Origin of the sequence: Arthrobacter sp. BB-1 (genome assembly GCF_006151685.1) — a bacterium.
Lineage (GTDB): Bacteria > Actinomycetota > Actinomycetes > Actinomycetales > Micrococcaceae > Arthrobacter.
The window spans coordinates 100,598-122,428 of record NZ_VDEV01000033.1 but is presented as its reverse complement, the minus strand read 5'-3'; the positions used below and the strand labels follow the sequence as shown (position 1 = coordinate 122,428).

Below are 21,831 nucleotides of genomic sequence, written 5' to 3'. Positions count from 1 at the left end.
ATCTCACGACATGGGGTAGGACTTTTCCGGCCGCCCGTTTGTGACCCGGGCCCGTTGCGCCGGGCCTACGGCTGGGGCTCTGTGTCCGGCTCGGAGTCCGGCACGGCTTCCACCACGGCCCGCTCCTGCCGCCTGACGCTGCGGCGGTCCAGAACCAGTGCCAGCACCGCGCCGAGGATGGCGCCACCGCCGGCGAACAGGACCATAAAGAACCCGAAGACGGCGCCGGCGTCGAAGCTGGGGTTCGCCGGAACAGCGTAGGCCGCCACCGCTGCGGCCCCGATGCCCACCAGTGCGCCGAGGATGAGGAACGGCACATACTTGGGCGCACGGCGGACCGTAACTTCGCGCCGCTCGGCGGGGGGTTGTTCAGAAGGCATGCTTCAAGCCTACATTTTTCGCGGCCCTCAGCTGCCGCGGTAGGTGGAGTAGGCGAACGGGCTCAGGAGGAGGGGGATGTGGTAGTGCTCCGGCCCGGTCACCTCGAACACCAGGTCAACCTCGGGGAAGAACGTGGCTGTCTGCAGGCCCGCGTAGTAGTCGCCGGTGGCGAAGTTGAGTTTGTAGTGCCCGGCCTCCAGCCGTTCCGGTCCTAGGTCCTTGGCGCGGCCGTCGGTGTCGGTGGTGGAATCTGCAACGTGGCGCCAGGTGCCGCCATCATTCCGGTAAAGGACGACGGCGACTCCCGCCGCCGGGCGTCCGGCGCCGGTGTCGAGGATGTGCGTAGTGATGTGCGAGACGCTCATTCGGTGATCAGTCCTTCAAGCCGGAGTACGGCGATTTCGCGCAGCTGCTGGGCCACGATGGTGTCTTCTTCGGCCGGGGAGTTCGCCAGCCGTTCGTTCAGGGCCTGCAGGATTTCCGGAGCGGTGCGGCCGGCGGCCCGGATGAGGAAAACCCGCCCGAACTTCTCCTCATAATCCCTGTTGCCGCGGGCCAGGGCTTCGGCGATGGCGGTGTCCGCAGGATCCACCCCGGCCTGCTCGGAACGGGACATGGACGCTTCGGTGCTGGCCGCCGTCGGACGTTCCCCGATGCGCGGATGGTGCGCCATGGCGGCCTCAACCTCAGTAGGGGTGAAGGGGCTGGCTGCCTGCGACGCGTAGGCGAGCAGGGCGTCCTTGCTGGTGAACGGGCGGCTGGCCGTGATGGCATCCACCCATCGTGTGACGTCGATGCAGGGCCTCAAGGTTTCCGCGGCCCGCCCGGGGTCCGCGCTGTTGAATTCGGCAAGCTTCATGCTGGCTGGTTCCTAGGTGCGATCTGCTGGCATCCATGGCGACGGCTATGCGGAGGCCGGCCTTTCCGGCGCCGGCAACAGCAGGACTGCTACGCGGATTCCGCATCATGGAACTGTTATTTCAGCATACGTAATATTGAAAAGCAGTCAGGCTGTGGTGTCAAGAGACTACAACAGATGCCGCGTTACCCGATCTTGCGGAAATCCTTAGGCCGGCTTGCCTGGACGTTGAGGTGCGCGCGGGACACTCGAAGACAGGCAGCAGCTTCCACGGCGAGGGTCAAAGACGACCCGCCGGGAAGCTGAACGGCTCGGAGAAGGTGCAGCCCATGCGACAAATCAACATCAAAGACCAGGCGGTCAGTGCCCTGGCCTGCGCGGCCCTGGATGCGGCCCTTCTCAAGGGCCGGGCGTTACTGCGCGTCTACTTTCACAGGCGGAAGGTGCGCGCTGCCGCCAGTGCGCTGGCCGAAGCCTTGGCGGAATCGCGGGAGGTCTGGAGCTGGCCGGGGGACAGGCTTCCGTTAGGCGCCGAAATGTCCCAGCAGGTGGAGAAGCTGACCCGCCGCCTCAAGCTGGAAACCGAAGCGCACCACAGGTTGGAAGCGCTTTTCAGGACTGCGGACTGGAGCCGTTCCGTAGCGGCGCTTTAAGTGCCACACTTATGAGCAATCGAGTGGCTGGGGGTTTACCAAGTCAGGAGATTGCGATGAGTTGGTTTACAGGGTGGGCGTACCTTATTGCTGGCCTCATGACTGCCGACGCGCTGCTCCTGGCGCTGTGGGCAATTGATGAGGGCTGGCCGGGTAGCTGGTGGAAGAAGCCCTGACGCCTTTCAGCCCTGGGCCCCCTAAGGTCTGGGCGTCTTCAGCGCGGCTGCAACTCAAGTCGCATCAGCACCCGCGGGAAGCCATTCAGGACTGACTCCGTGTCCGCGGCCTTGCTGAAACCCGCGTCCTCGAACAGTTTCCGGGTGCCCACATAGGCCATGGTGAGGTCCACTTTCCTGCCGCCGTTATCCACCGGATAGCCCTCTACGGCCGGTGCGCCGTAGCTCCGGGCCAGGTCCACGGCGCCAGCCAGCAAGTGGTGCGAAATGCCCCTGCCGCGGTATCCCGGCCGCACCCTGATACACCAGACGGACCACACGTCCAGGCTGTCCACGTGCGGGATCTTCCGGTTGCCGGCGAAACTCGTGTCCGCACGCGGGTGGACCGCTGCCCACCCAACTGGCTCATCGCCGTCGTACGCTAAAACCCCTGGCGGAGGATCCTCCGCCACCAACTGCCTGACCAGGTCCCCGCGCTCGGTCCCGCGAAGGGCCTGGTTCAGTCTGGACGGGACGCGGTAGCTCAGGCACCAGCACACGTTCGCGTCCGGCCGCTTTGGCCCCAGCACGGTTTTGACGTCCTCGAACGTTGTTGCGGGACGGACGTGGATCGCCATGCGGCCATCCTGTCACCGGGCAGGGAGTCCGGCAACGGCGCGCAAGCAGCGCTAGACTGGGCAGCCAGGCAACTGCAGGAAGGCATGGCGGTCAATGAACGATAAGCTGCACCTCACTCCGGAAGACCAGTTCCCGGATGATTTGGAAAAGGTGTCTGACCAGGAACTCCAGGTCCTGGACAGCCGGGTTCAACGCCAGCTTGACCACGAAGTGGTGGTCGACGGGGAAGTGAACCGTGAAACGGAGTTCCGCCACTACGAACTGGATGTTGAATTCAACGACCGCGACCAACGCTGACCCCTCTTGCTGGTCCTGGCCGTGTCCATGAGTGTCAGTTGTCACTACACTGGGACGCATGACCGAGCAGGAACCGGTCCGGCCGCGCGCCGCTTCGGCTTCCGACGGCGGGAAAAGACCCAGCGAGGACATGGCGGACACGTCCGCGCCCGTGGAGGTAGGGGAGGCTCCGCACCTCACTGATCCGGACGCCGTCGACACCTCACTGCGCACTCCGGCCCAGCGCTCCCGCACCTTCACCGGGATCCTGGTGAACACCGCCCTCGCCAATGTCACCACCAGCTACCTCTGGTTCGCGCTGACGTTCTGGGTGTACCTGGAAACGCGCAACGTCATAGCTACCGGAGTGGTGGGCGGCGCCTATATGCTGCTGATCGCCCTTTCCAGCATCAGCTTCGGCACTTTTGTGGACCGCTACCGCAAACTGGCCGTGATGCGCTTTGCCGCTGCCTTCACCCTGGTGATGTTCGTGCTGTCCGGGGTCATGTTCCTGCTGACGCCCTCGTCGGCGCTGCTGGACCTGGCGCGGCCGTGGTTCTGGATTTTCGTCCTGGTCGTCCTGATCGGCGCCGTGGTGGAGAACATGCGGAACATCGCCCTTTCCACCACTGTCACCATCCTCATCGAGCCGGACCGGCGCGCTAACGCCAACGGGCTGGTGGGCATGGTGCAGGGACTGATGTTCATTGTCACTTCAGTGCTTTCCGGGCTCTCGGTGGGACTGCTGGGCATGGGCTGGACCATCGGAGCCGCCCTGGTGCTCACCGCACTCGCGTTCGCGCACCTGCTCACCCTGCGCATGCCCGAGGAGGTGCGCGCGGCTGCAACCGACGCCCACGGCGGGTTCGACCTGCGCGGCTCCCTCGCCGCAGTGCTGGCCATTTCGGGGCTTTTCGCACTGATCCTCTTCTCCACGTTCAACAACTTCATCGGCGGCGTGTACATGGCGTTGATGGACCCGTACGGCCTGGAAATGTTCCCGGTAGAGCTTTGGGGCATCTTCTCTGCTGTCGGCTTCACCGGGATATTGGTGGGCGGTGCCCTGATCGGAAAGTTCGGGCTGGGGTCCAACCCGCTGCGCACCCTGCTCCTCGCCGTGGTCCTGATGGGGGTCCTCGGGGCGGTGTTCACGCTGCGGGAGTGGGCATGGCTCTACATCGCAGGAATCTGGGCGTACCTGGTCCTGGTGCCTTTTGTGGAGGCGGCGGAGCAGACCGTCATCCAGCAGGTGGTGCCGTTGCAGCGGCAGGGCCGGGTGTTCGGATTCGCCATGGCGTTCGAGTCCGCGGCCTCGCCGGTCACGGCATTCCTCATCGCACCGATCGCCCAGTTCTGGATCATCCCCTACGCACGCTCCGCCGACGGCGCCGCCCAGTTGGCCCCGCTCCTGGGCGAAGGCACCTCCCGCGGGATCGCCCTGGTGTTCCTGGTTGCCGGCACCATCATGGTTGTGGCCGCGCTACTGGCCTTCCTGACCCCGGTCTACCGGCGGATCTCAGTCTCCTACGCCCGGGCGGCCGCAGACGAGCAGGCGGCGGCAGACGAGCGAGCGGCGAAGGGTGCAGAGCCTTAAACCCTGAACGCTCCCGCAGTGCGCAGGTGCGCAGTGCGGGAGCGTTGGTCGAAATGCCGCGTTAAGTGCGGGAGCGTTGGTCGAACCGCCGCGTTAAGTGAGAGAGCGTCCGGGGAAATGCCGCGTTAAGTGCGAGAGCGTCAGATGCCCAGGGCTTCCTTCAGGGCTGCGACGTGGCCGTCGGCCTTCACCTGGTACTGGGCCAGGGTGACCTTGCCTTCGGGGTCCACCACCACGGTGGAGCGGACGATGCCCTCGACGATTTCGCCCTTGACGAGCTTCTCGCCCCAGGCGCCGTAGGCCAAGGCAACGGCGTGGTCGGGGTCGGAGAGCAGCGGGAAGGTCAGGGAGAAGTCGCCCGTGAAGCCGGCCAGGGCCTCGGGGGCGTCGGGGGAGATGCCGATGACCTCGTAGCCCTTGCCCTGCAGGGAGGCCAGGCTGTCGCGGAAGTCGCAGGCCTCGGTGGTGCAGCCAGGGGTGGCGGCCTTGGGGTAGAAGTACACAATGACGTTCTTGCCACGGTAGTCGGCCAAGGCAGTCCCGCGGCCCTGGGCGTCCTGGAGGGTGAAATCAGGGGCCTGGGTTCCGGGCTGAAGCTTGGTGGTCAGGGTCTGGCTCATGGCATTCCTTTGGAAGTCTTTGTCAGGTAATGGCAAAACATCAAGTGAAGCGGGTTTCCGCTTAGTCATACAACTCCGGCGTCATATGCAGTATTCCGCCGGGCCGCGAACGGTGGCGCAGGGACCGGGCACAAACTGGTATCCGCCGCCCCGGACGGTGGCAACGGCATGGCGCGCATTCCCGAGTTTCCGGCGGATCCGGCCCACATACACATCGATGGCCCGGGCTGACGCACCGGGAAATTGCAGCGACTCCAGGAACGCCTGCAATTCCTCCCGGTCCACGGGCCGCGACAGGTGGGTCACCAAGTACCTGAGCACCTTGAATTCGACGCCTGTCAGCGGCACCGGGCGCCCGTCCAGCAGGACGGTATCCGCCGCCAGGTCCACGGCCACCCTGCTGACAGGGCCCGCCGACGGCGGGAGGCGCGTGCCGTCGTCGTCCTGCTTACCGCCTGGGTTCTCCGACGCTGACTGGCTGGGTGTCGCGGGTGTGGGTGCTCCGGCGGCAGGCACGTGGACTTCCGCCTCCGGAGCGGTCTGGAGGGCGCGGGCAAGCACCAGTTGGGCGGCGCGGGCGATGAGTTCGGGGCTGGTGCCTTCCCTGGGGACCACCCACACGGCAAGGCCGCGGGCAGCTGCCCGGGGAGGCTGGGCAGCAGGGCGCTTGGCCGGAACAGGATGCCGGGACAACCCCCTCGGATGGTGGGCTTCCACTGCCATGGCGCGTCCTAGGCCCCGCCGCGGCGGATCAGCTTGCCCATGGGGGTCTTGCCGTCCACCACGGCGCCGCGCAGGAATGTCTTGCGGACCACGCCGGAGAGGGCCTTGCCATCGTAGGGGGTGATGGGATTCTTGTGCTTGAGCTTGGAGGCGTCCACCACGAAGGCTTCGTCCGGAGCGAAAACGGCGAAATCGGCTTCGAACCCCAGCGCCAGCTGGCCTTTGCCGGAGAGCTGCGCCAGGGCGGCGGGTTTTTCGCCCATCCAGGACACCACCTGCTCGAGCGGGATGCCGCGGTCCCGGGCCTCCGTCCAGATCAGGGACAGGCCCAGCTGGAGCGATGAGACGCCACCCCAGGCCACGGCGAAGTCACCGTTTTCCAGGTCCTTCAGGTCCAGTGTGGAGGGGGAGTGGTCCGAGACGATGCAGTCGATGGTGCCATCCAGCAGCCCCTGCCAGAGCAGTTCCCGGTTGGAGGCCTCGCGGATGGGCGGGCAGCACTTGTAGGCCGTTGCGCCGTCCGGGATCTCCTCGGCCGTCAGCGTCAGGTAGTGCGGGCACGTCTCAACGGTGAGCTTGACACCGTCGCGCTTTGCGGAGGCAATCATGGGCAGCGCGTCCGACGACGACAGGTGCAGGATGTGGGCGCGCGCACCGGTGCGGCGGGCCCGTTCGATGACCTCGGCGATGGCCTTGTTCTCGGCACCGCGGGGGCGGGAGGCAAGGAACGTGGAGTAATGGGCGCCGCCGGGGTGCGGTGCGCGGTCGATGGTGTGCGGGTCCTCGGCGTGGACGATCATGAGGGAGTCGAAGGACTTCAACTCCCTCATGTCCTCCTCCATTTGGGCCGCATCCAGGTGCGGGAACTCGTCCACGCCGGAGTGCAGGAGGAAGCACTTGAAGCCGAAGACACCCTCGTCATGCAGGGGGCGCAGGTCGGCCTTGTTGCCGGGGATGGCACCGCCCCAGAACCCGACGTCGATGAACGCCTGGTCCTCGGCCACCTCGCGCTTGAGCTTCAGGTTTTCCACCGTGGTGGTGGGCGGGACGGAGTTCAGCGGCATATCGATGATGGTGGTCACGCCGCCCGCCGCCGCGGCGCGGGTGGCCGAGGCGAAGCCCTCCCACTCGGTGCGGCCGGGTTCGTTGACGTGGACGTGGGTGTCCACCAGGCCGGGGATCAGGGTTTCGTCGTCGGCCAGTTCCAGGACCTCGGTGCCGGCCAGGTTGGTGCCGAGCGGTTCGATCGCGACGATTTTGCCGTTGCGGACGCCAACCTCGCGCGGCGCGATGCCGGCGGTGGTAAGGATGCGCCGGCCCCGGATGACGAGGTCAAGACGTTCTTCAGACACGGAGGTCCTCCTTGGTGCTTGCGGTGGCAGGCGTGTTGGCCGCCAGCCGTCCGCCGATCCGGGTGCCCAACTGCTCCAGAAGCTGCGCTGCCCCTGCTATGCACCTGTCTACATTGCTTTCGAGTTCCGTCAAAGCGTAAACGTCCTCGAATCCGGCGGCATTCGCCTCGCCCTGCGTAAGGGTGGACCGTCCGCACACGGCGATCACCGGGACCCCTTGAGCTGCGGCTGCCCGCGCCACACCCAGGGGTGTTTTGCCGAGCAGGCTCTGCTCATCCAGGCTGCCTTCGCCGGTGATCACCAAGTGGGCGCCGGCAAGTTTCTGCTCCACTTCCGTGAATTCCAGGACGACGTCGATTCCCGGCCGCCGCGTCGCGGCCAGCACGGCGATGGCTGCGTAGCCGACGCCGCCGGCTGCCCCGGCACCGGGAGCCTCGGCGGCCTTCACCGCGCGGAATCCGATCTCCCGGGCCAGGACTTCGACAAACCTGGCCAGGGCGGCGTCGAGCAGCTCGACGTCCTGTTGTGCGGCGCCCTTCTGCGGGCCGAAGATCGCCGCGGCGCCCCGGGCACCCAGCAGGGGATTGTCGACGTCGGACGCCAGCACAAAGCGCGTGTCCTTCAACCGGGGTTCGAACCCGCTGAGGTCGATCCGGTCCAGGTGGGCCAGTGCCGCCCCGCCGGCCGGAAGTTCGCGGCCCGCACTGTCCAGGAACCTGGCGCCGAGGCCCTGCAGGACGCCGGCGCCGCCGTCGGTGTTGGCGCTGCCGCCCACCCCGAGGATGATGCGGTTGCAGCCGGCGTCCAGGGCGGCGCGGATGAGCTGGCCCGTGCCCATGCTGGTGGCGGTGCGTGCCGCCGTCGGGCCTGGCCGTCCGTTCACCAAGGCACCGGCGGGGAGCAGGGCCAGGCCCGAGGCAGCCGCCATTTCAATGACCGCTTCATTGCCGCGGACGGCAAACTCCGCCATGACCGCGTCGCCGGTGGGTCCTGCCACCACCGCGCCGCGGCGGGTGAAACCGGAGCCGACGGCGGCGTCGAGGGTGCCCTCGCCGCCGTCGGCCACCGGAATCCGGACCACATCCAGGTTGTGGATGTGTGCCGTTTCGGCCCCGCGTTGCAGGCCCTTCTCCAAGTGCGCACACACTTCCGGTGCGGACAGGGATCCTTTGAACTTGTCCGGGGCAATGACGATCCGCATGGTCAGGCCTGCAGCGCCAGGATGGAGGTGGGCGCATCGGCAGCGGTCTCTGCCAGTTCCTCGAACTCGTTGATGGCGTTGATTTCCAGTCCCATGGAGATGTTGGTGACCTTTTCGAGGATCACTTCCACCACCACGGGAACCTGGAATTCGCCCATGAGGGCCTTGGCCTTGTCGAAGGCGGCGGCGAGATCGTTGGGGTCCTCCACGCGTACGGCCTTGCAGCCCAGGCCCTCGGCCACCTTCAGGTGGTCCACGCCGTAGCCGCGGGTCTCCTCGGACAGGTGCGTGCTGTTGATGTTCTCGAACGCCAGGGACACGTTCTGCTCCATGCTGAAGCCACGCTGGGACTGGCGGATCAGGCCCAGGTAGGAGTTGTTCACCACCACGTGGATGTACGGCAGGTTGAACTGCGCGCCCACGGCCAGTTCCTCAATCATGAACTGGAAGTCGTAGTCGCCGGAGAGGGCCACCACGGTTTCGTCCGGCTTGCCGCGGACGACGCCGAGGGCTGCCGGGGCGGTCCAGCCCAGCGGGCCTGCCTGGCCGGCATTGATCCACTTGCGCGGGCCGAACACGTGCAGCATCTGCGCGCCGGCAATCTGGGACAGTCCGATCGTGGACACGTAGATGGTGTCGCGGCCGAAGGACCTGTTCATTTCCTCGTACACGCGCTGCGGCTTGATGGGGATGTTCTCGAAGTGGGTCTTGCGGTGCAGGGATGCCTTCCGCTCGGCACATTCGGCAACCCAGGCGCCGTAGTCCGGCAGGGAGCCTGCCGCCTTGCGCTCCTTGGCGAGCTCAACCAGCCCTGCCAGCGCCGCACCGGCGTCGGACGCGATGCCCAGGTCCGGGGAGAATACCCGGCCGATCTGCGTGGGCTCGATGTCGATGTGTACGAACGTGCGGCCGGCCGTGTAGGTTTCCAGGCCGCCGGTGTGGCGGTTGGCCCAGCGGTTGCCGATGCCGATCACGAAGTCGCTCTGCAGGTAGTTCTCGTTGCCGTAGCGGTGGCTCGTCTGCAGGCCCACCATGCCGGCCATCAACCGGTGGTCGTCCGGGATGGTGCCCCAGCCCATCAGCGTGGGGATGACCGGGATGTTCAGGATCTCGGCCAGCTCAACCAGCTGTTCAGAGGCGCCGGCATTGATGATGCCGCCGCCGGCCACGATCAGCGGATGCTTGGCCGCGGTGAGCATGTCCAGTGCCTTCTCCAGCTGCTTGCGGGAGGCCTTCGGTTTTTCGATGGGCAGGGGTTCGTAGGTGTCGATGTCGAACTCGATCTCGGCCAGCTGCACGTCGATGGGCAGGTCCAGCAGCACGGGGCCGGGGCGGCCGGAGCGCATCAGCTGGAAGGCCTTCTGGAACGCGCCGGGAACCTGGCCGGGCTCCAGGATGGTCATGGCCATCTTGGTCACGGGCTTGGCGATGGACTCGATGTCCACGGCCTGGAAGTCTTCCTTGTGCAGCTTGGCCACCGGCGCCTGGCCGGTGATGCAGAGCATGGGGATGGAGTCTGCCCAGGCGGCGTAAAGCCCGGTGATCATGTCCGTTCCGGCCGGGCCGGAGGTGCCGATGCAGATGCCGATGTTGCCGTCCTTGGCGCGGCTGAAGCCGTCCGCCATGTGGCTGGCGCCCTCAACGTGGCGGGCCAGGGTGTGGCGGATGCCGCCGTGGGCGCGCATTGCGGAATAGAAGGGGTTGATGGCGGCGCCTGGCAGGCCGAACGCCTCGATGGCGCCTTCCTTTTCCAGGATGGCCACCGCTGCATCAACGGTACGCATCTTGCTCATGGGGTGCTCCTTGTTGTGCCCCTCTTGGGGCGAAGTCTGGGTGTTTTTGGGTGTGGTGAGGGAACCGCCGTCGTTTTATGTACGACGGCGGGCACCCTGCTGGTGTTTCTTAGGCGCCTTTGGCGCCTTTGGCGCCGGTGCCTATTTCCTGCCGCTGAGCTGGAGGACCTGCTTAAAGAGTCCGGAGTGGTCCAGTGCGCCGTCGCCCTGGTTGACGGTGGCGGCTACGAGCTGTGCGACGACCGCGCCGAGCGGGATGGCGACGTTGGCCTCACGGGCGGCTGAGGTGACGATGCCCAGGTCCTTGTGGTGCAGGGCCAGGCGGAAGCCGGGGTCGAAGTTGCGGTCCAGCATCTTCTGGCCCTTCTGGTCCAGGACCTTGGAGCCGGCCAGGCCGCCGCCGAGGACCTTGAGGGCGGCGTCGGTGTCCACGCCGTAGGCCTCGAGGAAGGCGATGGCTTCGCCGAGAACCTCGATGTTGACGGCGACGATCAGCTGGTTTGCAGCCTTGACGGTCTGGCCGGAGCCGGAGGGGCCGACGTGAACGATGGTCTTGCCGACGGCGTTCAGGACGTCCTGCGCGGCGTCGAAGTCTGCCTTGTCGCCGCCAACCATGATGGAGAGGACGGCGTCGATGGCGCCCTGTTCGCCGCCGGAGACCGGGGCATCGAGCGGGCGGATGCCGGCTTCCTTGGCCTCGGCCGCGAGGCGGACCGCCACGTCCGGGCGGATGCTGGAGGCGTCGATCCACAGGGTGCCCTGCTTCGCGTTGGCGAACACGCCGTCCTTGCCGCTGACTACGCCCTCAACGTCGGGGGAGTCAGGCACCATGGTGATGACGACGTCGGCATCCTTGACGGCGTCAGCGATGCTCGCGGCGCCCTTGCCGCCTTCCGAGACGAGCTTGTCGACCTTGTCCCGGCTGCGGTTGAAGCCGGTGACGGCGTGGCCGGCCTTGACCAGGTTGATGGCCATGGGCAGGCCCATGATTCCGAGTCCGATAACTGCAACGTTGCTCATGGTGGTTCTCTTTCCTGAAGTCTGCGTGGTGTATGCCGGACCCAACTGGGTAGCGCTAAGTGTCGTTCTGAGCGTTCAAAACGACACTTGCTGCTACCTAGTTGGGTCTAGTTGGAGGCGTGTTCGCGGGTGGCCCAGCTGAACGCGGTTTCCTGGGGTTCCTTGTACTCGAGGCCGATGTAGCCCGTGTAGCCGAGTTCGCGGCTGCGGGCGATCCATTCGCCCAAGGGGAGAGTGCCCGTTCCTGGGGCGCCGCGGCCAGGGTTGTCGGCGATCTGGATGTGGCCGAAGTCCTTGGCGTGGTTCTCAATAACGGCTTCGACGTCGTCGCCGTTGACGGACAGGTGGTAGAAGTCCGCGAGGAGCCTGATGTTCCCGACGCCGGCCTCCGCCTTCACGCGGGCGATGACCCTGAGTGCGTCCTCCGCCGTGAGGAGCGGATACCTGGGTGCCCCGCTGACAGGTTCGAGGAGGACTGTGCCGCCGATCCGGGCGACGCCTTCTGCTGCGGCCGCGAGGTTCCTGACCGCCAACTCGTCCTGCTCTTCGGGGGTGAAGCCGTCCTGCCGGTTGCCGTAGAGGGCGTTAAAGGCCTTGCAGCCAAGGCGCTCACCGATGCCGGTCACAACATCGATGTTGTCCTTGAACTCGGACTCGCGTTCCATCCAGGACACCAGTCCACGGTCGCCTCCCGGCATGTTGCCGGCATTGAAGTTCAGGCCCGTGAGCTGGACGCCGGCGTCCTTGATGGCGTCCTCGAACCGGCTCACCTCGGAGTCCGCGGGCACGGAGGCCTCAAACGGCCACCAGAACTCGACAGCGTCAAAGCCGGCTGCCTTGGCTGCTGCAGGGCGTTCGAGCAGCGGCAGTTCCGTGAGGAGGATGGAGCAGTTCACTGTGTACGTCATCGTAGGTCCTTCCAAGGAGGGCTTTGATCTATCTTCCCTTGCGGCGGAACTGCTTTTGTTTCCGCTTTGTGGAAATTAGATTCTGCTTTATGAAAAGCTTAGGGAAGGGTGGGGCGAGTAGTCAAGGCGAACCGGGTTGCGGGCCCGCAGCAAATTTCCCATTGACTTCAGGCGCCGCAGGGATACGGTTAGAGATACATCGGCAGGGTCCGGTGGATGGGCGTGCGCCGGGGCAGAGGCGCATGCGGCTATGTGGTCTCGATAAACTTCGCCGCTCGGCGGCATCCAAAACCATCGCCTGGTCCGCGCCGGGCGTTCCCACCATCACTCACAGGCTGTGACCTCATGACGGCAAATTTCATCAGGGCGCTGGCGGTCAAGTCCCTGGATTCACCGGACTCGAAGCGTTGCCCGGACAAGGCGGAATTCGACCTTGTCACCGTTGACGACTACTCCGTGGCGCGGCTGATCCTCGCGCCGGGCTGGCGGTGGTCCGACTCTGCCAGGCCAGCTGAGTTGACCGCCTACTGCGAGCACCACCACCTTGGCTACTGCATCTCAGGACAGCTGGAGGTGGAAACGGCCGACGGCGGACGGTCAACGATCCACGCCCACGACACCTATGCGCTGCCTCCCGGGCACGACGAATGGGTGGTGGGCGATGAGCCGTTCGTCGCCGTCGAATTCCTTGGCGCGGCCTCGTTCGGCCGGCCCCGCAGCTTCGGGATGCACGCCCGCATCTAAGGCAGCACCGGACAAAAAAGTCCCCTGCCGCACTTGCGTGCGGCAGGGGACTGGTGGTGTGCCGGGAAGGCGGCCGGATTCCTAGTGGGTCAGGTCCTTGCCCTTTGTCTCCGGAATTGTGAAGACGAATGCGGCGCTGATGGCCAGGAGGACCACGGCGTACACGTTGAACACCTGGGGCACTCCCATGGTGGTGCCCAGCCACTGCTGCAAGTACGGGGCCGTTCCGCCGAAGGCCGCCACGCAGATGGAGTACGGCACGCCCACGCCCACCGTGCGGATGGAGGTGGGGAAAAGCTCGGCGTAAACGGCCGGAACAATCGCGGCGCTTGCGGCGATGAAGATCAGCATGACGGACATGCTTACCGCGAGCTGCCACGCGGAGTCCTTCAGCAGCCACGTCATGGGGAAATGCAGTATCCCTCCACCGATTGCGCCGCACCACAGGACCTTTTTGCGTCCGATGCGGTCGGACAGCTTGCCCCAGAAGGGGAGTGCAGCGATGAACACGATGTTGGCGATCACGCCTGCCCACAGCGCCTCGCCGCGGTCGATCTTCAGGGCTGTGGTGGCGTAGCTCGGTGCCACGACGCCCCAGATGTAGTAGATAACCGTGAGGCCCACCGTGAGCCCGACTACCTGCAGCGCCTGCTTGCGGTGGCGGACAATCTGCGGCCAGATGGGCGCACGCTTTTCGGCGGTGGACTCGCCTTCGAAAGCCTCGGTCTCGTGCAGCCGTGACCGCATGATCAGTGCGTAGAGGCCCATTGCCGCGCCCAGGAGGAACGGAATCCGCCAGCCCCAGGCGTTCATGGCCTCGGTGGTCAGCGTCATGTTCAGGACTGCGCCCAGCAGGGTGCCGAACAGGATGCCCACTGTGCCGGACGTGTAGATCAGCGTTGCCCAGAACCCGCGGTGCTCCTTGGGTGCCATTTCGGAGAGGTAGGTTTGCGACGACGGCAGCTCACCGCCGTGCGCGAGGCCCTGCACCAGGCGGGCCACCAGCAGCATGAGCGAGGCCCAGGCGCCGATGCTTGCGAACGTGGGCGCGATGCCGATCATCAGGCTGCCCAAGGAGGCGAGCCCGACGGCGAGCGTCATGGACGTCTTCCGGCCCACCCTGTCGCCGATCCAGCCGAAGAGGAAGCCGCCGAAGGGCCGTGCCACGAAGCCGACGGCGAAGATCGCCAACGTGGACAGCACCGCCGACGCCGGGTCGGCCTTGCTGAAGAGCTGGCTGGCGATGAAGGGCGTGAATGTGGCGTAGATGGCCCAGTCGTACCATTCCACGGCGTTGCCGATGCCGGTTCCGACGATGGTTTTAGCAGTGGACACGCGTCCAGTCTGCTGCTTGGTTACTGCCATGGACATGGTTACTTCCTCAGGATCGTGGTGAAGAGGATGGCGGGGATGGGTTGGGATGGCGACGGCGGCTAGGACGCCGCTGCAAGCGCCGCCAGGCGCGAGGTGGCGAGTTCCGTGTAAAGCGCTGCCCCGTCAGCCAGCACGCCGTCGTCGAACGTTGCGTAAGGGGAGTGGTTGAAGGGTGAGGTGGCCGGATCGCCGCCAGGGGCGACGGCGCTGAGGCCGACGAAGGTGCCCGGCACTTCGGCCAGTACCCGGGAGAAGTCCTCGGAGCCGCTCAGGGGAGTGGCCCAGCGGGAAAGGCGGCGCTCGCCGAAGAGCCCTGAAATGACCTTTTCCGCGGTGTGCGTTTCGTCCTCGTTGGTGATGGTGAGGGGGTATTCCTCCTGGTAGTCAACGTGGACTTCCACCCCGTGCGCGGCCGCGATGCCCTGGAGCAGGCGCGGCACGGCCTCCCTCATCCTCAGGCGGGATGCGTCGGAGAACGTCCGGACTGTCGCCTCGATGCGCGCCGTTTCGGGAATGACGTTCCGCTTGGTGCCCGCGTGGAGCACGCCCACCGAGAGCACCACGGGATCGAACATGTTGAACTGCCGGGTCACCATGACCTGCAGGGCGGTGACCATCTCGGCCGCCACGGTCACGGGGTCCTTTGCCGCGTGGGGGGCGGAGCCGTGGCCGCCGGCACCGAGTACCGTGACTTCAAGCCCGTCCGAGGCGCTGAGCATCACGCCGGGCTTGGTGCAAAAGGTGCCATGCGGCTCGAGGGAGGAAAACACGTGCATCCCGTAGGCCGCCTGGACTCGGGGACCGGCGGCGTCCAGGACGCCTTCGCGGATCATGTAGCTTGCTCCGTCGCAGCCTTCTTCGCCGGGCTGGAACATCAGGACGACGTCGCCCTGGAGCTGGTGCTGCTTCTCGGCGAGGAGCGTGGCGGCCCCGGCGAGCATCGAGGTGTGCAGGTCGTGGCCGCAGGCGTGCATGGCGCCGTCCGCCCGGGATGAGTAGTCCACCCCTGTCTTTTCCTGCACGGGGAGGCCGTCCATGTCCGCGCGGAGGAGGACCGCGGGCCGATCGGTTGTGGTGTTTCCGGAATCGGTGCCGCCACGGCCGCGAAGCACCGCGGTGACGGAGGTGGTTTCCTTGCCCAGGGTGATTTCGAGGGGAAGCCCGTCCAGGGCCTGGAGGACCTTCTCCTGGGTCCGTGGAAGATGGAGCCCGATTTCCGGATGCCTGTGCAGGTCATGGCGGAGGCGGACGAGCTCCCCCTGCAGTTCCTGGGCATCTTCTGTAACGGGCACTGGCTACTCCTTGGATTGGTGTTCCGGGTCTGTCGACTATTCTGGAGTGGCGCAGTTCACATGCAGCGAAAGCGCTGGAAATATTCTGGAAGCGCGCTGGTTAGGCAGGATTCGTGCAGGCGAAAGGGAGGGCACCAGTGGAACTCAGCGAAGAGGACCTCGCGCTCATCCAGGTCCTGCAGTCGTCTCCGAGGCTGGGCTGGGCAGATGCGTCAAAGGTGCTGGGCGTCCATGCCACCACGCTGGCCGGCCGGTGGGAGCGGCTGGCATCAACCGGGGCCGCGTGGGTCACGGCGCACCTGGTGGGGGATCCCCAGCAGATGCTCCTCGCGTTCGTTGCCGTGGACTGCGAGATGCACCTGCGCGACCATGTCACGGCGCAACTGGCCGCCGTCCCTGAGATCGTCACCGTGGAGGAGGCGGCCAGCAACCGGGACCTGATGTTGACTGTCATCACGAAATCACTGGATGAGTTCAGCAGCCGCGTGGTTTCCAGGCTGAAGACCGTCGAGGGGCTCACCAAGTACCAGACGGCGCTGTGCACACGCCTGCACACGAGCGCGGATGAGTGGCGCCTGAACGTCCTGGACCGGTCCCAGCTGGCAACGCTGAGGACGCTTGGCGCCTCGGCCGGTGCGGCGGCGCGGCGGCCCGGCCCACAGGGGGAACTGCCGGCCAGCCATCTGGACTTGCTGCCGTACCTGGCACGGGACGGACGCGCCACCGCGGCGGACATCGCACGGGGGCTGGGACGCCATCCGGCTACGGTGCAGCGGCAGCTGAATCGGGTGCTGGCCAGCGGCATCCTGCTGTTCCGGTGCGAAATCGCGCAGGCCTACTCCTCCTACCCGGTGACCTGCCAGTGGTTCGCGAATGTTCCGGCGGGCCGGCATGAGGCTGCCGCCGCCGAAATCCGCACCATCAGCAATGTCCGGCTCAGCGCTTCCACCACCGGCCCCACCAATTTCGTGATCATCATGTGGCTGCAGTCCCTGGCGGACGTTATGAACGCCGAGCTGGCGCTGCAGCAGAAGGTCCCGGACATCGAACTGGTGGAGAGCGTTGTGATGCTGCGGACGGTGAAGCGGGTGGGCTGGATGCTTAGGGAGGACACGACGTCGAGCGGTGCTGTGGTGGTGCAGGCCGAAGGGCTGCCGGCTGCGGACTGAAGCGGGGACGTCCCGGTCCGCCCGCTTGGGGAGGGGGCGGACCGGGGGGCTTGGGGGACCGGCTACTGGGACAGCTCGGCAACCTCGTGCGCCTCGAGGCGGCCCCGGCCCGGCGGGACCGGCGCAGCCGCCACCTTGCCCCGGGCGCTCTTGCTGAAGGGCTTCCGGGATTTGGACGGATCAACGGAGATTGCCTCGGGGGATTCGCCGGCAGGGTTGGCCGGGCGCCGCAGGTGCCAGTCCGTCACGGCCTGGTAGGCCGCAGCTACGGCAAGAAGCCGGTCTTCGGCGAAGGGCTGGCCGCCCAGGATGGTGCCGATGGGAACGCCCGCGGAGTCGAAGCCGATGGGCAGGGCGAGTTCCGGCAGGCCGATGGCGTCAAACGGGTTGGGGCTGGTCTGCAGCACAACGTCGCACTGCTCGAAGAGGTCGTTCAGTACGCGTTCGAGCAGGAGGACCTTGGCACGCTGGCCCAGCACGTACTCGTTGGCCCCGAGCATGGAACCCTGGAGCCAGCCGGTGACGGAGACCCCAAAGCTGCGCAGGTCCTTGCGCAGCACCGGCAGGAAGGGCTCGCTGCGTTCGGGCAGCCGGACATTGTTGAAGGCCGTGCTGGTGAGGGTGTCCCAGTCCTCCGGCAGCCGCACGTCAACCACCTGGATGCCCTCAATCCCGGCGAGCTTGTCCAGGAAGGCCTTCCGTGCGGCCGCGGTTTCCGAGGACCCGGCGGTGAAGTCCGGGATGACGCCCACGCGGGTACCCCAGCGCATGGTCACCTTGTTGCCGCGCCTCACCGGGGTGGCGGCCTGGACCAGGTCCGGAACCGGCGGAAGCCCCAGTGTCCGCGGGTCGTTGGGGTCCTCGCCCGCCATGGCGGTCAGCATGATGGCGGCGTCCTTTGCGTCCCTGGCAAGGGGCCCAGGGTGGTCGCGGGTGTAGCTCAGGGGGATGATGCCGTACAACGAAACCCGGCCCATGGTCGGCTTGAGCCCGGTGAGGTTCTGGGCGTTGGAAGGCGCGGTGATGGAGCCGCCTGTTTGCGTTCCGACACTGGAGGCTGCCATCCGTGCGGCCACTGCCGTGGCTGAACCGGACGAGGAACCGCCGGGATTCGTCTGCGGGTTCCCGGGTGTCCACGCATTGACCGTGGTGACGCGGCCGTCCGGCGTGGTGGCCCGGGTGGTGGCGAGCGGCCCCATCTGGGTCTTGCCAAGGACGATGCCGCCGGCCCCTGCCAGCCTCGAGACCGCCGTCGCGTCAAAAGGCGGAACGAAGTCCTTGAAGATGTAGGAGTTGGCCGTTGTGGGATAGGCACGGGTGTAGTAGTTGTCCTTGATGGCGAGGGGAATGCCATGCAGGGGACCCTTGTACGCCGCGCCGGCCAAGGCTCGGGCGCTGGCCAGGGCGTCGTCCGCGGCGACGAGGTTGAACGCCTGGTAGCTCGCATCAAAGGCGCCGATCCGGTCCAGATAGGCCTCCACCAGCAGTTCTGCGCTGAGCCGGCCCTGCCGGATGAGGCTTGCCGCTTCCGAGATGGTCAGCTCGGTGATATCGGCCAGGGCCTCGGGCCGGACGTCGCCGTAGGCATCCGGGTTGATGCCGGCGGGCACCGCGGACGACGGCGCTGCGTGGGCAACTGCGGGAAGCGCCGCCGCGCCGAGTGAGGTGGCCGCGGCCAACACGGCGAACCTGTTGACGAACGACCGGCGGTCGATGGTGCGGTCCAGGGGCTGGTTCTCCAGCTTTCCCACCGGGTTCATGCCGTCCTCCGTGCAGTGTCGATCGAGGGGTACAGGGCGGGAGGGGAGGCCTGCTGTGACAAGAGCGCGGGGTCCGCTTTGCCTGCCGGGCCAGCGAAAGGCAGTTGGTAGGCGCTGAGTTCGGCGACCGTGGTGCGCATGAAGCTGCGCAGGCTGGCCAGCACTGATGCCTGTCCGGGGCTTCCCGTCTCCGGATCGCTGGTGGTTCCGGGCGGGAGTTGGTTCAGGTCGATGCCGAGCGAGGCGAGGCGGGCCCTGATCATCGTGTCCAGTTCGGCGTCGGTGGGGGGAGTGAGGGGCATGATGCTCCTTTTCTACGGGGCTGGCATGCAGCCCGTGCAGCTGAGACAAGGGGATACTGTCACCCGCCTGTGGCGCTGTCATGTCACATAAGTTGCCGGCTCATTTCGCACCGCCGGCATCCGTCGGCTTAATGATTCCGCATTACGGATTTATCTTTCCGGAAACATGGGCTCCCTAGCGTTGCTCGTGACCCTGCGGCATCCCTTGTTGTCGTCCGTCCCCAAATGAACAGGCCTGGCATGAACATCACCGCCAACCGAGCACCCTCCCCGCAACCACACACCGGGGCACCCAGGAAGCCGCTCTACAAGTCCCTTTTCATCCAGATCCTGGCAGCAGTCGTTGCGGGGGTCCTGATCGGCCACTTCTGGCCCGACATCGGCGCAGCGCTCCGCCCCTTGGGTGACGGCTTCATCCAACTGATCAAGATGATCATCGCGCCGCTGATCTTCCTGGTGATCGTCACGGGCATCGCCGCTGTCAGCGACGTCAAGGCCGTTGGCCGCGTCGGAGTGAAGGCACTGGCCTACTTCACGGGTGCCACGCTCTTCGCCTTGGTCTTCGGCCTCGTGGTGGGGAATCTTTTCCAGCCGGGCGCGGGACTGAATATCGATCCGGCGTCGCTCTCCCAGGACGCCCTCAACGCGAAAACCGCCACCGCCCCGCCCAAGGATGCCGGCGCGTTCCTCCTTGGGATCATCCCTACCAGCGTGGTGGGCGCCTTTGCCAGCAACAACCTGCTGCAGGTCCTGTGCTTCGCGGTGTTCTTCGGCGCGGCGATCGTCGTCGTCGGGCGTGAACGCTGCCTCCCCGTGATCACCCTGATGGAAACCGTGCTGGAACTGTTCTTCAAGATCATGGGCTGGGTGATGCGCGTGGCTCCGGTGGGTGCCTTCGGCGCAATGGCATTCATCATTGGCCAGTACGGTCTTGGTTCGCTGGGCACCTACGCCCTGCTGATCGCTGCCTGCTACGGTGCAGCGCTGGTGTTCATCGGCCTGCTGTTCGTGGTGGCATGGGTCTACCCGCGCGTGCCGCTGTGGCAGTTCGTGAAGTACACTCGCGAAGAGTTCGTCCTGGCACTGGGCACCGCCTCCACGGAATCCGTGCTGCCGCGCATCATGACCAAGCTGACCAATGCCGGCTGTTCCCGTGCCACCACCGGCCTGGTGATCCCCACCGGCTACTCCTTCAACCTGGACGGTGCCGCGCTGTACCTGTCCATCTCGCTCCTGTTCCTGGCGCAGGCCTTCGGGTACAACCTGGACCTGGGCCAGCAACTTGCCGCCCTTGGGGTCCTCATGCTCACCTCGAAAGGCATGGCCGGCGTACCCGGTTCGGCGTTCCTGGCGCTCTCCGCCACCGCCGGTGCGCTGGGGATCTTCCCGGTGGCCGGCGTGGCCCTCCTCCTTGGCGCGGACCGCTTGATGGACTCCATGCGCGTGGTGGTGAACCTGCTGGGGAACTGCGTGGCCACTTTTGTGGTGGCTAAGTGGGAGGGCCAGTTCGACCACGCTGCCATGCTCCGCGCCTTTGCCGGTGACACGACGACGGCGGAGGCGGCGTCGGAGCCGGGCAGCACCCCCGTGCCGGACGGCCAAGTTATGGCGGCTGGGATCTAACGGTCACCTTCGGCGGAAGCTTCAGCAGTGGCGGGTTTTCCCGGGGCGGCGCGGTAGCGTGCGGTCTCCATCGTCACCGTCGTCCCTGCCGTTCCCGTCCTGCACACTGTCCCTATGACCTTTGCGAATGTGGGGACTCTTGAGACCAAACCCGGCCAGCGCGACGCCGTCGTCGACATCCTGGTCCGGCCCATGGCCGGGCTGAAGGAGGCAGGCTGCCTGCTCTACGAAGTGGGCATCAACGATGCCGCGCCGGACACGGTATTCGTGTGTGAACTGTGGGAATCACCGGAGGCCCACCGGGCTTCGCTGGGACTGGACAGCGTACAAGCTGCGATAACTGAGGCCATGCCCCTGCTTTCCGGCGAAATGGGCGGCCACCAGTTCACGGTGCTGGGTTCGCCCTTGCGCTGAGACCCTGTGCCCCGCCTGCTCCAGCAAGTAAGCTTCCCGGCAACGACTGGACACGGAGCAATGGGGTAAGGAAGACGCATGAAGCCGCTGCCTGCACTGGAACTTGTTACCCGCCTGGAGGATGCCGAATGGCTGGATCCCGTGGCCAAGAAGGTCCGAAAAGTGGTGAAGCGGGTTATCGGCCCGAAGTGGGCGCGCGACGTCCTCCATGGGGTTCCGATTGGGCACCCGGTGCATCCGCTGGCGGTCCAGGTGCCGCTCGGGGCGTGGATATCGGCCGCCGTACTGGATGCATTCCCCGGTAATGACCGGGCTGCCGCGGTCCTGATCGGGGTGGGGGCGGGCACGGCCGTGCCTTCGGCCGTCGCGGGGTTTACTGACTGGTCGCAGCTGCACAGCCAGCAGCAGCGGGTTGGGCTGGTCCACGCTGCTGCCAACATCACGGCAACGAGCCTCTATGTTGCCTCCCTGGTGGCACGTGCACAGGGAGGCAGGGGAAGCGGCAAGGTGCTGGCGTACCTTGGCCTTGCCGTAGTGGGTGCCGGCGGTTTCCTGGGCGGCCACCTCACTTACCGGCAGGCGTCCGGAGTAAACCACAGTGAGGACCTCCCGCACCGTTTCCCGAGTGGATGGCAGCCCTTGGGGCCGCTGGCGGAACTGCCCGAGGGAAAGCTCCACAAGATTGTTGTTGCCGAGATTCCGCTGCTTGTTTACCGGGAGGCGGACGATGTCCGCGTGCTGTCCGACGTGTGCAGCCACCTCTCCGGGCCGCTTCACGAAGGCAAGCTGAAGGGCGGCAGGCTTCAGGGCGGGGCCGCTGCCGGCGGTGACGCTTGCGTCGTCTGCCCATGGCATGGAAGCACCTTCTCGCTGCGAACAGGAGAAGTGCTTGCCGGTCCCGCAACGGCAAGGCAGCCGCTGTTCGAAACGCGCGTGAGCGGGGGCCTCGTTGAGGTGTGCCTGCCGGGGGCCGACTGAG

At 66.3% G+C, this 21,831-nt stretch carries 23 protein-coding genes; 8 read left to right on the top strand and 15 right to left on the bottom strand.

The genetic code is table 11. From position 1 onward, the window contains the following. Positions 1-65: 65 nt before the first annotated feature. The 3 genes from FHJ30_RS18225 to uraD are packed head-to-tail and all read right to left on the bottom strand — an operon-like array spanning position 66 to position 1,240. The gene (locus tag FHJ30_RS18225; RefSeq protein WP_139030663.1) at positions 66-380 is read right to left on the bottom strand and encodes a hypothetical protein; all 315 of its coding nucleotides are present in this window, start codon (positions 378-380) and stop codon (positions 66-68) included. 27 nt (positions 381-407) lie between these two features. Beyond that, positions 408-746 (bottom strand): hydroxyisourate hydrolase, encoded by a 339-nt coding sequence (uraH, locus tag FHJ30_RS18220; RefSeq protein ID WP_139030662.1) that lies wholly within the window; start codon positions 744-746, stop codon positions 408-410. Continuing rightward, positions 743-1,240, bottom strand: coding sequence for a 2-oxo-4-hydroxy-4-carboxy-5-ureidoimidazoline decarboxylase (uraD, locus tag FHJ30_RS18215; protein WP_139030661.1), 498 nt, complete (start codon positions 1,238-1,240; stop codon positions 743-745). The genes uraH and uraD overlap by 4 nt, the downstream gene beginning before the upstream one ends. 329 nt (positions 1,241-1,569) lie before the next feature. Between uraD and FHJ30_RS18210 the strand changes: the two genes are divergently transcribed. Beyond that, entirely contained in the window at positions 1,570-1,893 is a 324-nt protein-coding gene (locus tag FHJ30_RS18210; RefSeq protein WP_139030660.1) for a hypothetical protein, read from the top strand. A 214-nt stretch (positions 1,894-2,107) separates the two neighbouring features. Here the strand turns inward: FHJ30_RS18210 and FHJ30_RS18205 are convergent, their stop codons facing one another. Then, entirely contained in the window at positions 2,108-2,686 is a 579-nt protein-coding gene (locus FHJ30_RS18205) for a GNAT family N-acetyltransferase (protein WP_139030659.1), read from the bottom strand. Between the two features lie 94 nt (positions 2,687-2,780). On the opposite strand from FHJ30_RS18205, the gene FHJ30_RS18200 reads away from it, so the two are divergent. Next, positions 2,781-2,984 (top strand): hypothetical protein, encoded by a 204-nt coding sequence (locus FHJ30_RS18200; RefSeq protein ID WP_139030658.1) that lies wholly within the window; start codon positions 2,781-2,783, stop codon positions 2,982-2,984. A 58-nt stretch (positions 2,985-3,042) separates the two neighbouring features. Then, positions 3,043-4,557: an MFS transporter gene (locus FHJ30_RS18195; RefSeq protein WP_171059124.1), complete on the top strand. Its 1,515-nt coding sequence runs from the start codon at positions 3,043-3,045 to the stop codon at positions 4,555-4,557. A 140-nt stretch (positions 4,558-4,697) separates the two neighbouring features. Here FHJ30_RS18195 and bcp read toward each other — a convergent pair whose 3' ends face one another. The 7 genes from bcp to FHJ30_RS18160 all read right to left on the bottom strand — a co-directional run bounded on the left by bcp (position 4,698) and on the right by FHJ30_RS18160 (position 12,174). Beyond that, the gene (bcp, locus tag FHJ30_RS18190) at positions 4,698-5,177 is read right to left on the bottom strand and encodes a thioredoxin-dependent thiol peroxidase (protein WP_139030657.1); all 480 of its coding nucleotides are present in this window, start codon (positions 5,175-5,177) and stop codon (positions 4,698-4,700) included. 81 nt (positions 5,178-5,258) lie between these two features. Beyond that, positions 5,259-5,900 (bottom strand): winged helix-turn-helix domain-containing protein, encoded by a 642-nt coding sequence (locus tag FHJ30_RS18185; RefSeq protein ID WP_139030656.1) that lies wholly within the window; start codon positions 5,898-5,900, stop codon positions 5,259-5,261. Positions 5,901-5,908: 8 nt separating this feature from the next. Further along, a complete protein-coding gene (gene allB / locus FHJ30_RS18180; protein ID WP_139030655.1) occupies positions 5,909-7,252 on the bottom strand; it encodes an allantoinase AllB in 1,344 nt (447 codons plus the stop codon). Then, a complete protein-coding gene (locus FHJ30_RS18175; RefSeq protein WP_139030654.1) occupies positions 7,245-8,453 on the bottom strand; it encodes a glycerate kinase in 1,209 nt (402 codons plus the stop codon). Before FHJ30_RS18175 ends, allB begins: the two co-directional genes overlap by 8 nt. Positions 8,454-8,455: 2 nt before the next feature. After that, the gene (gene gcl / locus FHJ30_RS18170; RefSeq protein ID WP_139030653.1) at positions 8,456-10,246 is read right to left on the bottom strand and encodes a glyoxylate carboligase; all 1,791 of its coding nucleotides are present in this window, start codon (positions 10,244-10,246) and stop codon (positions 8,456-8,458) included. A 141-nt stretch (positions 10,247-10,387) separates the two neighbouring features. Continuing rightward, the gene (locus FHJ30_RS18165) at positions 10,388-11,311 is read right to left on the bottom strand and encodes a 2-hydroxy-3-oxopropionate reductase (protein ID WP_257223700.1); all 924 of its coding nucleotides are present in this window, start codon (positions 11,309-11,311) and stop codon (positions 10,388-10,390) included. 62 nt (positions 11,312-11,373) lie between these two features. Continuing rightward, positions 11,374-12,174 (bottom strand): hydroxypyruvate isomerase family protein, encoded by an 801-nt coding sequence (locus FHJ30_RS18160; protein WP_139030651.1) that lies wholly within the window; start codon positions 12,172-12,174, stop codon positions 11,374-11,376. Positions 12,175-12,519: 345 nt separating this feature from the next. Here FHJ30_RS18160 and FHJ30_RS18155 point away from each other — a divergent pair, with 345 nt between their 5' ends. Continuing rightward, the gene (locus tag FHJ30_RS18155; protein WP_139030650.1) at positions 12,520-12,918 is read left to right on the top strand and encodes a cupin domain-containing protein; all 399 of its coding nucleotides are present in this window, start codon (positions 12,520-12,522) and stop codon (positions 12,916-12,918) included. A gap of 81 nt (positions 12,919-12,999) precedes the next feature. Here the strand turns inward: FHJ30_RS18155 and FHJ30_RS18150 are convergent, their stop codons facing one another. Further along, a complete protein-coding gene (locus FHJ30_RS18150) occupies positions 13,000-14,289 on the bottom strand; it encodes an MFS transporter (RefSeq protein WP_139030649.1) in 1,290 nt (429 codons plus the stop codon). A 62-nt stretch (positions 14,290-14,351) separates the two neighbouring features. Continuing rightward, positions 14,352-15,584, bottom strand: coding sequence for a M20 family metallopeptidase (locus FHJ30_RS18145; protein WP_139030648.1), 1,233 nt, complete (start codon positions 15,582-15,584; stop codon positions 14,352-14,354). A 137-nt stretch (positions 15,585-15,721) separates the two neighbouring features. On the opposite strand from FHJ30_RS18145, the gene FHJ30_RS18140 reads away from it, so the two are divergent. Then, positions 15,722-16,753 carry an Lrp/AsnC family transcriptional regulator gene (locus FHJ30_RS18140; RefSeq protein ID WP_139030647.1) on the top strand — a complete coding sequence of 344 codons (1,032 nt, stop codon included), beginning with the start codon at positions 15,722-15,724 and terminating at the stop codon, positions 16,751-16,753. A 62-nt stretch (positions 16,754-16,815) separates the two neighbouring features. On the opposite strand, the gene FHJ30_RS18135 is transcribed toward FHJ30_RS18140, so the two are convergent. Together FHJ30_RS18135 and FHJ30_RS18130 are read right to left on the bottom strand one after the other, a co-directional pair. Next, positions 16,816-18,513, bottom strand: coding sequence for an amidase (locus tag FHJ30_RS18135; RefSeq protein ID WP_139030646.1), 1,698 nt, complete (start codon positions 18,511-18,513; stop codon positions 16,816-16,818). After that, positions 18,510-18,815 (bottom strand): hypothetical protein, encoded by a 306-nt coding sequence (locus FHJ30_RS18130; RefSeq protein ID WP_139030645.1) that lies wholly within the window; start codon positions 18,813-18,815, stop codon positions 18,510-18,512. The genes FHJ30_RS18135 and FHJ30_RS18130 overlap by 4 nt, the downstream gene beginning before the upstream one ends. Positions 18,816-19,055: 240 nt before the next feature. On the opposite strand from FHJ30_RS18130, the gene FHJ30_RS18125 reads away from it, so the two are divergent. The 3 genes from FHJ30_RS18125 to FHJ30_RS18115 all read left to right on the top strand — a co-directional run bounded on the left by FHJ30_RS18125 (position 19,056) and on the right by FHJ30_RS18115 (position 21,830). Further along, positions 19,056-20,438: a cation:dicarboxylate symporter family transporter gene (locus FHJ30_RS18125; RefSeq protein ID WP_240793756.1), complete on the top strand. Its 1,383-nt coding sequence runs from the start codon at positions 19,056-19,058 to the stop codon at positions 20,436-20,438. Positions 20,439-20,552: 114 nt separating this feature from the next. Further along, a complete protein-coding gene (locus FHJ30_RS18120) occupies positions 20,553-20,852 on the top strand; it encodes a putative quinol monooxygenase (protein WP_139030643.1) in 300 nt (99 codons plus the stop codon). 78 nt (positions 20,853-20,930) lie between these two features. Continuing rightward, the gene (locus tag FHJ30_RS18115) at positions 20,931-21,830 is read left to right on the top strand and encodes a Rieske 2Fe-2S domain-containing protein (RefSeq protein WP_139030642.1); all 900 of its coding nucleotides are present in this window, start codon (positions 20,931-20,933) and stop codon (positions 21,828-21,830) included. Position 21,831: the final 1 nt, after the last annotated feature.